We start from the raw sequence: 11,944 nt of genomic DNA, 5'->3' as shown, positions 1-11,944 counted from the left end.
GGACACCAATCGCGCTGATAAGCGCAGGCGAGGAGGAATAGGTGCGATCCATCAAAGCCGGCATTGCCGCCCTGGCGTTGGCGGCGGCGACCGTGGCCGTGGCGGGGCCGGTGCAGGCCGACGAGCCGCTGCCCGGTGCGCCGGAGGAGCGGATCACGATCGATATCAACCTGCTGGGGTGCTCGATCGGGGCGGGGCTCGGTGTGGACCTGCTGCTGGCGCTGACCACCGGGCAGGGGTCGAGCACGACCATCGGGTCCGGGCTGGCGACGCGACTGAAGATGGCGGGCTGCCTGCCCTGGTAACCCCCGACAACGAGCGAGGGCACGGACTCCACCGGAGTCCGTGCCCTCGTTCAGTTTTCGCTCAATCGAACGCGCTCAGCGCCAGCTCACCAGGAGCTCTTGTGCACGCCGGGCAGCTCGCCGCGGTGCGCCATTTCGCGCAGGCACACGCGGCACAGGCCGAACTTGCGGTAGACCGCGTGCGGGCGGCCGCAGCGCTGGCAGCGGGTGTAGGCCCGGACGGCGAACTTCGGCTTGCGGTTGGCCTTGTTGACCAGAGCTTTCTTAGCCATGTGCTCAGTTCTCCTTGAACGGGAAGCCGAGGTGCTTGAGCAGGGCACGGCCTTCTTCGTTGTTGGTCGCAGTGGTCACGACGGTGATGTCCATACCGCGCGGGCGGTCGATGGAGTCCACATCGATCTCGTGGAACATCGACTGCTCGCTCAGACCGAAGGTGTAGTTGCCGTTGCCGTCGAACTGCTTCGGCGACAGACCACGGAAGTCGCGGATACGCGGCAGCGCGATGGAGACCAGGCGGTCCAGGAACTCCCACATCCGGTCGCCACGCAGGGTGACCTTGGCGCCGATCGGCATGCCCTCACGCAGCTTGAACTGCGCGATGGACTTGGTCGCCTTGCGGATCTCCGGCTTCTGACCGGTGATCAGCGCCAGGTCGTTGACCGCGCCGTTGATCAGCTTGGCGTCGCGGGCGGCGTCACCGACACCCATGTTCACGACGACCTTCACCACGCCCGGGATCTGCATCACGTTGGCGTAGTTGAATTCCTTGTTCAGCGCGTCCTTGATTTCCTCGCGGTAGCGCTGCTTCAGCCGAGGCTGCACGTTTTCAGTCGTGGTCATGTCAGATGTCCTTCCCGTTGTTACGGGAGATCCGAACCCGCTTGCCGGTCTCTTCGTCGGTCCGGTAGCCCACGCGGGTCGGCTTGCCATCGGAGTCGACGACCATCACGTTGGACACGTGGATCGGGGCTTCCTGGGTCACGATGCCGCCCGAGGAGGCGCCGCGCTGGTTGGCGGAGTTCGCGACGTGCTTCTTGATCCGGTTCACGCCCTCGACGAGGACCTTGTTGGTCGCCGGGTAGGCCTGGATGACCTTGCCCTTGGCGCCCTTGTCTTTACCCGAGATGACGAGCACGGTGTCGCCCTTGTGCACCTTCATGTCAGAGCACCTCCGGGGCCAGCGAGACGATCTTCATGAACTTCTTATCGCGCAGCTCGCGGCCGACCGGGCCGAAGATGCGGGTGCCGCGCGGATCGTTGTCCGCCTTGATGAGCACGGCGGCGTTCTCGTCGAAACGGATGTAGGAACCATCCGGACGACGGCGCTCCTTGGTGGTGCGCACGACGACGGCCTTGACGACGTCACCCCGCTTGACGTTGCCGCCGGGGATGGCGTCCTTCACGGTGGCGACGATGACGTCGCCGATACCGGCATAGCGACGCGACGAGCCACCGAGAACGCGGATGCAAAGGATTTCCTTCGCTCCCGTGTTGTCGGCGACGCGCAGTCGCGACTCCTGCTGAATCACTTCAGCCTCCTTGACCTGGACGTAAAAGCACGCCGGATTTCCGACCCGACGGGCATGGTCGCGTTGCCACCCGAACGCGCGCCTGCCAGCGGTTTCTTCCGATCCTGGCGGACCGACCACTGGGGGTTCGCGGCCGAATTGCGGGCACAGCTGCCGCAGGCAACCGGTCTAGTGTAAGGGTTTGCCCAGGTCGCCCCCAAATCGGGGGTGGGCTGCCGCTACGACTCCGTCGGGGGTCGATCTCGACGCCGCCGTACACGGTACGGTGCACGGCAAAGGACATACATCGCTACTTGGGGGAACCTCTCGATGATGACATCCGTCCGGCTCTTCGTTGTCGGCGTAGGCGCGGCAGCCATCGCAACCACGCTGATCGGCTGCTCGAGCGATAGCTCCGAAGACACCGCTGATTCGTCGGCTTCGACGACACCATCGACCTTCGTGATTACCGGCAAGGGGCCGATGGATGAGCCGGAACCGTCGGGCACTGCGGTCAGCACCCTGACCTGCGGTCAGCTGAGTGCGATGGACGAAGTCGAGCAAAAGCGGAATGTCGATGAATTGGCCAAGCGATTGAACAAGCCATTGATCTACTCCAATCCTGACGGGTATCGCACGGTGGTCGCATACTGCGGCGATCCCGACGATCTGGTCACCGACTCGCTGCCGTTCGCCTGACCAAGGCCGCAGGGGCCAACTTGGCCCGCCGGTCGTTGTATTGATGGCCGCGCCATCGGTTGCGTGCACCGGTAGCCTCGGTCGAGCGGACCGGCGCTTGCTGCGGCGATCCGTACACACACTTTTGTGCTCGGGGAGAGGAAGCTTGTGACATCGTCGGGTCGTCCGTTCATGCTGGATCGCCGCGCGTTCTTGGTGGCTCTAGGGGTGGTGCCCGCCGCGGCGCTGCTGGTGTCCTGCTCGGAGGACGAGGCGGCGCAGCCGTTGAAGCAGGTCGATATGACCGGCTCCGATCCGGCGATCAGGCCGCAGGACGATCTGTACCGGCACGTCAACGGCAAGTGGTTGCGGGAGTACCAGCTGCCGCCGGACAAGGTGTCCTATGGCGCGATCAGCGAGGCCAATGACCGCACCGAACAGCAGTTGCGCGAGATCATCGAGTCGATCTCCGATCCGGAGCCGGGGTCGGAGGCGCAGCAGATCCGCGATCTGTACGACGCCAGGATGAACCTCGACGAGATCGAGCAGCTCGGGCTCACCCCGCTGGAGCCGATGTTCGCCGAGATCGACGGCGCCAAGACCAAGGCCGAGCTGGCCGCCGTGATGGGCGCGCTGCCGATCGGCGGGCTGATCGGGCTCGGCATCAGCATCGACCGCAAGAACTCCGACGCCTACATCCCCTCGATCGGCCAGTCCGGTCTCGGATTGAGCGAGCAGTACTACCGCAAACCCGAGTATGCCGAGCAGCTAGCCGGATACCGGACCTTCAACGAACGCCTGGCCGCCGCGGCCGGCCTGCCCGACCCCGCGGGGCTGGCCCAGCGCGAACTCGACCTGGAGACCAAGATCGCCGCCGGCCACTGGGACAACGTGCGCAACCGCGACACCGACGCCACTTACAACCGGATGAGCTGGGACGCCACCAAGGCCCTGGCCCCGGAATTCGACTGGGACCCGTGGCTGGAGGCGTCCACCCTGGGGCGGCCGAAGGAGCACTTCGCCGAGATCGTGGTGAACCAGCCGTCCTTCGTCACCGAGGCGGGCAAGATCTGGGCCGAGACCGATATCGCGCTGTGGCGCGACTACCTCAAGCTCACCCTGCTGCGCCAGTACGCGCGGTTCCTGCCGAAGGCGTTCGCCGACGCCAATTTCGACTTCAACGGCCGGCTGATGGCCGGGCTCCAGGAGCGGCCCGAGCTGTGGAAGTCCGCGGTCGGCACCGTGGACTCCAATCTGGGCGAGCAGCTGGGCAAGCTGTACGTGGACAAGCATTTCCCGCCCGAGGCCAAAGAGCGCGCCATGGAGATGGTCGAGGATCTGTTCGCCGCCTACCGGGAGAACTTCACCAACTCCTCATGGATGTCGCCGGAGACCAGGAAGGCCTCGATCGAGAAGCTGGACAAGATCAAGCCCAAGATCGGCTACCCGGACAAGTGGGTGGACTACTCCGAGCTGAAGATCACCCGCGGCAAACTCATCGAATCCCTGCGCGCAGTCAACGATTTCGAGGTCGAGCGCGCGCTCGACCGGCTCGGCACCAAGGTCGACGATTCCGAATGGGCGATGTCGCCGCAGACGGTGAACGCCTACTACATGGCCTCCACCAACGAAATCGCCTTCCCCGCCGCGTATCTGCAGCCGCCGTTCTTCGACAAGGACGCCGAGGCCGCGGTGAACTACGGTGCGGTCGGCGCGACCATCGGCCACGAGATCGGCCATGGCTTCGACGATCAGGGGTCGAAGTTCGACGGTGACGGCAACCGCCGCGACTGGTGGACCGAGGCCGACCGCGCCGCCTTCGACGCCAAGACCCAGCAGCTGATCGAGCAGTACAACGTGCTCGTGCCCGAGGGCCTCGATCCCGAACAACACGTCAACGGTGAGCTCACCGTCGGCGAGAACCTGGCCGATCTACGCGGTCTGCTGATCGCGCTGGCGGCCTACCGCATCGCCGAAAAGCGCCGCGGCGTAGACAATCCCGACTACCGCTCGATGTTCCTGTCCTGGGCGCGCGGCTGGCGCGACAAGCAGACCCGCGAGGTCACCGAGCGCCTCCTGGCCACCGACACCCACTCCCCGAACGAGTTCCGCTGCAACCAGGTGGTGCGCAATCTCGAGGAGTTCTACACGACGTTCGGGGTCAAGGAGGGCGACGAGCTGTTCCTGCCGAAGGAGCAGCGCGTCAGTTTGTGAGTGCGGTGGCCGTCGATCTATCCGCGTTCGGAGTTCTCCGGCCACACACAACAGCAACGTCTCGGCCGATAGCGGCGGGGTCCGGGCGCCGGTGCCGAAGTGCGGGGCTTGGCAGTTGCCGGAGCTAGTCGTCGGGTTCTTTGCGGGCCCGCTGTTGCGCCGCGTCCAGTAACTCGTCGAGAGTCTGTCGCTCACTGGGCATTCCGTACTCGTCGAGCGTCGACCATGTGCCGTCGTCCCACTGCACCCAGCCGCGCGGTTCGTCTTCCGGTTCGGTCACCGCATGTACCGCTCGACCCGCTGATCCGGAGTAATCGCACCGACCGCGACAAGCGTGCGATACGCATCCCGCTTATGCGGACAGTCTTCGATACTGCACCTGCGATGCGCCTGCATGAGCCCATGCGCAGTCCGCGCCGACATCCGCGGGGCCCGCTCGGTGATCGGCGGTTCATCCTCGCCGAAGGTGTAGGGAAGGACGTAGATAAGGACGAGCAGTAGAGCCGCGATCGAACCGGCCACGCTGAATGCGGCGATGTAGTCCGACATCTGATCCCCTGCGGTAGTTGGTGGGTGGGAACCACCCGGCGCCGGGGTTCAAGAGGGGGCACGCACCCGGCGTCGGGGGCTGACCACGACGTTGCCGGAGATTCGGGCCGCGAAGTACGAAGATTCTTCGTACCCTTGGCACTACATGCCAACGTTGAATGGAGCGGTGACAATGAGGGAGTCTCGCGCCAGTGTGGCGGTGCGCGTAGCGGAGGCCCGCAAGCTAGCGGGTTTGACCCAGAAACAGCTTGCTGACAAGGCGAATGTCTCGATCGGTTTGATCCGCTCGGTCGAGCAGAAGCGGGTTTCGGCAACACCGGCGTTCCTCGGCGCTGTGTCGAAGGCGCTACGGGTCAGCGTTGCTGACCTGACGGGACAGCCGTATCCGCCGGCACCCGGTCCGGACACGGAAGTCCACGCGGCGATACCGGTCCTCCGCGCCGAACTCGCGGCCTTCGACATGGATAACGTCGGCATTGTCGAGGTGCGCCCTCTAGCGGAGGTGACGGCATCTGTTGCCAAAGTGTGCCGATCACGACGCGCTGCCTCGTTTCATCGGCTCGGCGAGATGTTGCCGCAGTTACTCGGCGAAGTACGTGCAGCGGTGCACCGGTCGTCCGGACGAAACCGCGAGCTCGCGCTGAATATGCTCTGCGAGCTGTACTACTCGTCACACAGCCTGGCGCACAAACTCGGCTACACCGATCTCGCCGCTCTGGCGGTCGAACGGATGGCATGGGCAGCGAAGGAATCCGGCAATCGGCTGTGGATCGCGACCGCACAATTTCAGCGAGCCTCGTTGCTGACCGCAGGCGGCGACTGGACAACGGCGCTCACCTACCTGGAACGTTGCCGCTCAGATATCGAACCCCGCCTCGGGATGGGCCGTCGCAACGACCTGATCGCCTGGGGCGGACTGCACCTGCAATCGGGTCTGGCTGCGTCACGCTCAGGCAAGCGGGATCTATCGGATGCCCACCTGACCGAAGCACGCAAGGCCGCACTCCGTCTCGGCGACGACCTCGATCCGATTCTTTCGTTCGGGCCGACCAACGTCGCCATCTGGTCGGTTGCCCTGGCCGTCGAAGCAATGGACGGCACCGAAGCCCTCAACCGGGCCCGCTCCATGACCCTCCCAGCAGATGCGCCGAAGGAGCGCACCGGCCACCACTACATCGACCTGTCCCGCGCCTACCTTCTGCACGGGGATCGGCGGCGCGCATTCACGGCACTACAGATGGCCAAGAACACCGCACCATCACAGACCCGGTACAACCCGATGGTGCACGAAACCGTCCGAGCCCTCGCCCGCGCCGAGGCACGCACAGCTGACACCGTGCACGGGTTCGCCGTATGGTGCGGTATCGCCGACAGGCTATAGCGTCACATCCCGGCCAGCCCCTTCACGACGCCCGGGGTCAAAAACTCCACCCGGAAATCGGCAACGAACTCACCACGCCGATCGAGGAACCGCCGCGTGTGCGGTTGCCGCTCATGCTCGTCGAACGCTTCGCGATCGCGGTACACCTCGTAGAAGATCCGGGACAGCGGCTCACCCTGGACGGCGTGCGTGGCGTAGACCAAAGTCCCGGGCTCGTGCTCCGTAATTGCCTGCACGGTCTCTGTGACCAGCTGATCGAACGCGGCGGCCTTGTCCGAGTCCTGGAGCTCGAATTTCACGACGAGTGCGAACATGTACCCACAGTAGTGATCGACGGGCTCGCCCGAGATTCGAACCACGAATGCTGTTCGTGGTCGCCATCCGGACTCGTTTGCAGTCTCCTGGTGCCGGAGTCGGACGAGGGCACGACGCTTCCGAGTCCGTGCCCTCGGCGTTTTCCTGGTGCGGTCACGACCGCACCGCTGCGCGCCTAACGGGTGAGGTCCTCGAACCCGATCTCACCGAGAATCACGTGCTCCAGGCGAAGGAAGCCGTCGCGGTGCAGGCTGTGCAAGCGGTATTCGGCCGCATGGGCGTCGAGCCGGAACTCACGCACTTCCTCGATCTCGAACTTCGGGTCCAGGCTGATCACCAGGTACAGCGGGATGCCCGCCCTGGCGTACTGCACCTTCTTGTCCAGCAGATCTTCCGCGGCCGTGGACGGAGAGGACACCTCGACCACGATCAGCGCATCGCCGGCTTCCGGTTTCGCACCGCGTTCGGGCAGGCACCGGTACACGATCACGTCCGGGCGCCGGAAGGTGAACTTCGGGACCCGCCACAGGACCATGTCGATATCGGTTTCGACCCGGACACACGGCTCCGTGCTCGGGAGCTGTTCCATCGCGCCGGCCAGCCGCCGCGCCACACGGTTGTGCTCGGGCACCGGCGATTCGCAGATGATCACGTGGCCGTGGACGACCTCGATTTCGCGGGCGATATCCGCGGGCAGCAGCCGGTACTGCTCCTCGGTCATCTCATGCGGCAGGTCGTACGACGGATTGATCGTCATGCTCGAAGCCTACTGTCCGGTCGCGCCCTGACCGAGCCGCCGGTTCAGCAGCCCGTCGACGAGGGCGTTGAGGCCGTCGGTGTAGGTGTCTTCGGCGGCGACCGTCAGGAAGCGGGGGCCGAGGGCAGCCAAACGCGGGAGCGCCTGGGGGTCGAGGTCGGCGAAGATCTGTTCGCGGTATGTCGGGCGGTCTTCGGCGGCGCGGGCGGCTGAGCGGGTGCGGATGATGATTTCGCCTGCGGTGTAGTGCCAGATCGCCCGGTAGGCGCGCACGGCGTAGTCGGCGGGTAGGCCGCAGTCCATGGCGCCGGCGACGATGGTTTCGGCCACCCAGAGCGCGGAGACGCCGAGTAGGTCGTCGGCGGCGAGGATTTCGACGATCCAGGGCCGGGCGGCGAGGACGGCGCGCATGGCTTCGGCGGCGACGATGATCCGTTCGCGGGGATCGTCGGGCAGTGGTGGCCATCGCACCTGGTCGGCGTAGTCGTTGAGCAGCAGCCGGAGCAGGTCTTCCTTGTCGCGTACGTGGTGGTAGAGCGCCATGGCGGTGCAGCCGAGTTCGGTGGCGAGCCTGCGCATCGTCAGCTTCTCGACGCCGTCGGTGTCGATGATCGCGGTGGCGGCCGCGACGATGTCGTCCCGGGAGATCTTGGGCGGACGGCCGGTGCGGGCGGGCGGTGACGACGGCTTCGGCATGACCCCATCCTGACCTATCCCCCGGCGTTGGTGTGGACAGGCACCGCTCCGTGCGGTTAGTTTTTATACGTGTATAAAAACAGTCGCGGGCGGCCCGGTGCCGCCTTGACCGCGGTCGCGGTCGCCCAGTTCATGGTTGCCCTGGACATGGCGGTGATGAATGTCGCGCTGCCCTCGATCCGCACCGATCTCGGTTTCGCGCCGCTGGATCTGTCCTGGGTGGTGCACATCTACGCGCTCGCCTTCGGCGGATTCCTGCTGCTCGGTGGCAAGTCGTGCGATGTGTTCGGGCGGCGGCGGATCTTCACCGGCGGGTTGATCGTGTTCGGGATCGCTTCGGCGGCAGGCGGATTGGCGCAGGGGCCGTGGCAGTTGGTGGCGGCGCGGGCGGTGCAGGGGGTCGCGGCCGCTGCGGTGGCGCCGGCCGCGCTCGCCACCCTGACCACCACGTTTCCGGAGGGCCGTGCCCGATTGCGGGCGCTCGGGGTGTGGAGCGCGGTCAATGCCGCGGGCGGGGCGAGTGGTGTGCTGTTCGGCGGACTGCTCACCGAGTACGCCGATTGGCGCTGGGTGATGCTGATCAATGTGCCGATCGTGGCGGTCGCGCTGGTGGCCGTGGCGGCGGGGGTGACGCGGGATGCACGGCGGGGCGAGCGGGAACCGCTGGATTATCTCGGCGCGGTGACGGCGACCGCGGGTATCGGCTTGCTGGTCGTCGGTGTGGTGCGCACCGAACATTACGGGTGGCTGTCCCCCGTCACCGGGCTCACGCTCGCGGCGGGTGCGGTGCTGTTCGGCGGATTCCTGCTGGTGGAGCGTCGCGCGGTGGCGCCGCTGGTGCGGCTGGATCTGTTCGGCAACCGCTGGGTGAGCGGCGCGAACATCTTCGTATTCCTCGCCGCGGCAGGGCAATTCGCGGCGTTCTATCTGATGTCGCTGTACATGCAGCAGGTGCTGGGCCTGAGCGCGGGCATGACGGGTCTCGCGTTCGTGCCGTTCTCGGTGACCGTCATCGCGGGGACGGTGCTGGTCACCAAATCGGGGCGTTCGCCGCGGTTCTGGCTGATCGTCGGCGGGCTGGTCACCGCGGTGGGCTTCCTCTGGTTCGCACAGATCAGCCCGGACGGCAGCGTGGTTGCCGATGTGCTCGGACCCTCGATCGTCTCCGGCTTCGGGATGGGGCTGTGCCTGGCGCCGGTGGCCACCGCGGCGACGATCGGCGTCACCGCAGACGAGGCGGGCATGGCGTCGGGGGTGTTCAACAGTTCGCGCCAGCTCGGCGGCAGCATCGGTGTCGCCGCCCTGGCGACGCTGGCGGCGAGCCGCACCACCGACCCGTCCGATCCGGCCACCCTCAACAGCGGCTATGCCGTCGCGCTCGGCGCCGCCGCGCTGCTGTTTCTCGCGGCCGCCGCGGTGGCCGCTCTGGTGCTCCCGGCCGAACGCACCGAATCGATCCCACCCACCGACTCCGGCGACGAGCTCGCGCCGGCTACCCGATGAAAGGAATCCCCATGACCATCGCACCCATCGACTTGTTCGCCCGCGCACTGTACTTCCAGCCCGACGGCAAGGTCAGCGACGGCGAGCGCCGCATGGCCGGCGGCTCGGACGGCTGGCATCTCGGCGTTTTCCACGTCGAGACCGACGCCGACGTGCACGCCGACCACTGGGAAATGCACCCCGACTCCGAAGAAGCCGTCTGCTGCCTGTCCGGCTCGCTGCGCCTGTACCTGCGCGCCGAACCCGACGGCGATCCAGAAACCACCGTCCACCTCACCGCGGGCACCGCGACCATCGTCCCGCGCGGCCGCTGGCACCGGCTGACGCTGGACGAACCGAGCGACATCATGTCGATCGGCGTCCGCGAGGGCAGCGAGCTCGAGCCCGTCGCGAAATAGTGCGGCCGAGGCGGCGCGGTCCAGGCCCCGCCGCCTGATCGCTCAGCTCTCGGCGGCTCTGCGGTAGCCGCGCACCGCCAGTCCGCCGAACACCACGATCAGCCCGGCCGACCAGGCGATGGTCTGCAGTAGCGGGGTGGCGATGGGGCCGCCGAGGAGGAAACCGCGCATGGCTTCGATGGCGCAGCTCATGGGCTGGCCGGCGACAATGGGCTGGAGCCAGCCGGGGTAGTTGTCGACGGCGACGAAGCCGGAGTTGAAGAACATGCCGACCAGCACCACGATGGCGAAGATCTGGGTGACCTGGCCACCGATGCGGCTCACACCGACCATGACGACCAGCGGGGTGAATCCGGCGATCACGATCACCGGCACCGCGAGCACACCGAAGACACCGAGCCAGCCATTCTGGAAGCGCAGGCCCAGCAGCATGCCCACCACGATCACGACGACGGTGGCGGCGAAGGCGCGCACACATTCGGCGAGCAGGCGGCCGATGAGTCCGGCACCGCGATGCACCGGCAGCACCCAGAAGCGGCGCAGCAGACCGCTTTCGCGTTCCCCGAACAGCGACATGCCGGTGCCCATCGCGCCGTACATGGCGCCGGCGACGGCGATCATCGGCACGAAACCGTAAATCGGTTCCACGCCGCCCACCGCGCCGAGGGTTTTGCCGAGCACGAGTTTGTACATGAGCAGCAACAGGATCGGCAGTACCAGCGTGCTGGTCAGCACCTCCTGCTGACGGCTCCAGCGGCGCAGCAGCCGCCCGGTCTCCACCAGGCTCTGATCGACCAGCGCGTTCACCGGCGCTTCCTTTCCACCCACACCGACACCACCGCGGCGAAGACCAGCATCCCCGCGATCCACACGCCCGCCACCGTCAGCTCGGCGGTGAACCGGCCGTCGGCCAGCCCGCGCAGAGCGTCGGTCACCTGGGAGACCGGCTGGTTGCGGACGAACGGCTGGATCCAGCCCGGGAACCCTTCGGCCGGAACGAAGCCGGTGGACATCATGACCAGCAGCAGCTGCGGCGCGAACAGCACCGTGGCGCCGAGTTCGGGATTGGCGGTGTAGGTGCCGAGTGCGTCGGCGGCCACCACCAGCGCCGCGCCGAACGCCAGTGCCACCGCGACGAATACCAGTGCCGGTCCGATGCCGTGGAACCGGAATCCGAAGATCGTGCCGATGACCAGCGCACCGATCAGCGCCGACAGCGCCCGGACCAGGTTCGATGCCATCCGCGCGGCCGGCGGCACCCACGCCCGCACCGGCATGGCCCGCAGCCGGGTGCCCATTCCGCCCGCGACCTCACGCGCGGCCCGGTCGCCGGCGAACATCGAGGTGAAGAACATCGACTGCACCACGATCAGCAGCAGCAGATACTGCGCGTAGTCGATGCCGACGGCCTCCATCGACTTGCGCAACGGCACATAGAAACAGACGAAGAAGACGAGCGGGGAGGCGAATCCGAGGACGAGATCGCCTTCGCGAATCGCGGCCCGGATGCCGCGCTCGCTCAGCGCGCTCCACTGCAAGCCAGGCGGGACTCGCAATGCCGACGGCTCCGCCGCCGCGTCCCCCGCGCCGGACTTCACGTGGTCTGTCATGACGTCGGTGCTGGTCATGCCACGACCCGC

General features: G+C 66.6%; 17 protein-coding genes. 6 read left to right on the top strand and 11 right to left on the bottom strand.

Going from position 1 to position 11,944, the window contains the following annotated elements; all coding sequences use genetic code 11:
* Window positions 1–41 precede the first annotated feature (41 nt).
* Complete coding sequence (locus tag NOCYR_RS04155) at window positions 42–305, top strand: hypothetical protein (RefSeq protein WP_014349102.1); 264 nt, start codon at window positions 42–44, stop codon at window positions 303–305.
* An 86-nt stretch (window positions 306–391) separates the two neighbouring features.
* Here the strand turns inward: NOCYR_RS04155 and NOCYR_RS04150 are convergent, their stop codons facing one another.
* From NOCYR_RS04150 to rplN, 4 genes are read right to left on the bottom strand one after another with little or no spacing between them, the layout of a single operon-like run.
* Entirely contained in the window at window positions 392–577 is a 186-nt protein-coding gene (locus NOCYR_RS04150; protein ID WP_014349101.1) for a type Z 30S ribosomal protein S14, read from the bottom strand.
* A gap of 4 nt (window positions 578–581) precedes the next feature.
* The gene (gene rplE, locus NOCYR_RS04145; protein ID WP_036533246.1) at window positions 582–1,145 is read right to left on the bottom strand and encodes a 50S ribosomal protein L5; all 564 of its coding nucleotides are present in this window, start codon (window positions 1,143–1,145) and stop codon (window positions 582–584) included.
* A gap of 1 nt (window position 1,146) precedes the next feature.
* Window positions 1,147–1,464 carry a 50S ribosomal protein L24 gene (rplX, locus tag NOCYR_RS04140; RefSeq protein ID WP_014349099.1) on the bottom strand — a complete coding sequence of 106 codons (318 nt, stop codon included), beginning with the start codon at window positions 1,462–1,464 and terminating at the stop codon, window positions 1,147–1,149.
* Between the two features lies 1 nt (window position 1,465).
* Window positions 1,466–1,834, bottom strand: a complete 369-nt coding sequence (gene rplN / locus NOCYR_RS04135) for a 50S ribosomal protein L14 (protein WP_014349098.1) — start codon at window positions 1,832–1,834, stop codon at window positions 1,466–1,468.
* A 309-nt stretch (window positions 1,835–2,143) separates the two neighbouring features.
* Between rplN and NOCYR_RS29050 the strand changes: the two genes are divergently transcribed.
* A complete protein-coding gene (locus tag NOCYR_RS29050; protein WP_148280520.1) occupies window positions 2,144–2,512 on the top strand; it encodes a hypothetical protein in 369 nt (122 codons plus the stop codon).
* Window positions 2,513–2,683: 171 nt separating this feature from the next.
* Window positions 2,684–4,705 (top strand): M13 family metallopeptidase, encoded by a 2,022-nt coding sequence (locus tag NOCYR_RS04125; RefSeq protein ID WP_014349096.1) that lies wholly within the window; start codon window positions 2,684–2,686, stop codon window positions 4,703–4,705.
* A gap of 124 nt (window positions 4,706–4,829) precedes the next feature.
* On the opposite strand, the gene NOCYR_RS29605 is transcribed toward NOCYR_RS04125, so the two are convergent.
* On the bottom strand, window positions 4,830–4,985 hold the full coding sequence (locus tag NOCYR_RS29605) for a hypothetical protein (RefSeq protein ID WP_158430115.1): 156 nt from the start codon (window positions 4,983–4,985) through the stop codon (window positions 4,830–4,832).
* Window positions 4,982–5,254, bottom strand: a complete 273-nt coding sequence (locus tag NOCYR_RS04120) for a hypothetical protein (RefSeq protein ID WP_048832773.1) — start codon at window positions 5,252–5,254, stop codon at window positions 4,982–4,984. Before NOCYR_RS04120 ends, NOCYR_RS29605 begins: the two co-directional genes overlap by 4 nt.
* A 145-nt stretch (window positions 5,255–5,399) precedes the next feature.
* Between NOCYR_RS04120 and NOCYR_RS04115 the strand changes: the two genes are divergently transcribed.
* Complete coding sequence (locus NOCYR_RS04115) at window positions 5,400–6,635, top strand: helix-turn-helix domain-containing protein (RefSeq protein ID WP_081505303.1); 1,236 nt, start codon at window positions 5,400–5,402, stop codon at window positions 6,633–6,635.
* A 2-nt stretch (window positions 6,636–6,637) separates the two neighbouring features.
* Here NOCYR_RS04115 and NOCYR_RS04110 read toward each other — a convergent pair whose 3' ends face one another.
* From NOCYR_RS04110 to NOCYR_RS04100, 3 genes are all read right to left on the bottom strand, one after another.
* On the bottom strand, window positions 6,638–6,949 hold the full coding sequence (locus NOCYR_RS04110) for a putative quinol monooxygenase (protein WP_014349094.1): 312 nt from the start codon (window positions 6,947–6,949) through the stop codon (window positions 6,638–6,640).
* A 176-nt stretch (window positions 6,950–7,125) separates the two neighbouring features.
* Window positions 7,126–7,707 carry a Uma2 family endonuclease gene (locus NOCYR_RS04105; protein ID WP_014349093.1) on the bottom strand — a complete coding sequence of 194 codons (582 nt, stop codon included), beginning with the start codon at window positions 7,705–7,707 and terminating at the stop codon, window positions 7,126–7,128.
* 9 nt (window positions 7,708–7,716) lie between these two features.
* Entirely contained in the window at window positions 7,717–8,403 is a 687-nt protein-coding gene (locus tag NOCYR_RS04100; protein ID WP_014349092.1) for a TetR/AcrR family transcriptional regulator, read from the bottom strand.
* Window positions 8,404–8,472: 69 nt separating this feature from the next.
* Between NOCYR_RS04100 and NOCYR_RS04095 the strand changes: the two genes are divergently transcribed.
* Window positions 8,473–9,906, top strand: a complete 1,434-nt coding sequence (locus tag NOCYR_RS04095; protein WP_197538406.1) for an MFS transporter — start codon at window positions 8,473–8,475, stop codon at window positions 9,904–9,906.
* An 11-nt stretch (window positions 9,907–9,917) separates the two neighbouring features.
* The gene (locus NOCYR_RS04090) at window positions 9,918–10,304 is read left to right on the top strand and encodes a cupin domain-containing protein (RefSeq protein ID WP_048832769.1); all 387 of its coding nucleotides are present in this window, start codon (window positions 9,918–9,920) and stop codon (window positions 10,302–10,304) included.
* Window positions 10,305–10,346: 42 nt separating this feature from the next.
* Here the strand turns inward: NOCYR_RS04090 and NOCYR_RS04085 are convergent, their stop codons facing one another.
* Window positions 10,347–11,111 (bottom strand): ABC transporter permease, encoded by a 765-nt coding sequence (locus NOCYR_RS04085; protein ID WP_014349089.1) that lies wholly within the window; start codon window positions 11,109–11,111, stop codon window positions 10,347–10,349.
* A complete protein-coding gene (locus NOCYR_RS04080) occupies window positions 11,108–11,932 on the bottom strand; it encodes an ABC transporter permease (protein ID WP_014349088.1) in 825 nt (274 codons plus the stop codon). Before NOCYR_RS04080 ends, NOCYR_RS04085 begins: the two co-directional genes overlap by 4 nt.
* Window positions 11,933–11,944: the final 12 nt, after the last annotated feature.

Source organism: Nocardia cyriacigeorgica GUH-2 (assembly GCF_000284035.1).
Taxonomy (GTDB): Bacteria; Actinomycetota; Actinomycetes; order Mycobacteriales; family Mycobacteriaceae; genus Nocardia; species Nocardia cyriacigeorgica_B.
The sequence above is the reverse complement of the archived record's forward strand: the minus strand, read 5'-3'. Positions and strand labels throughout refer to the sequence as shown.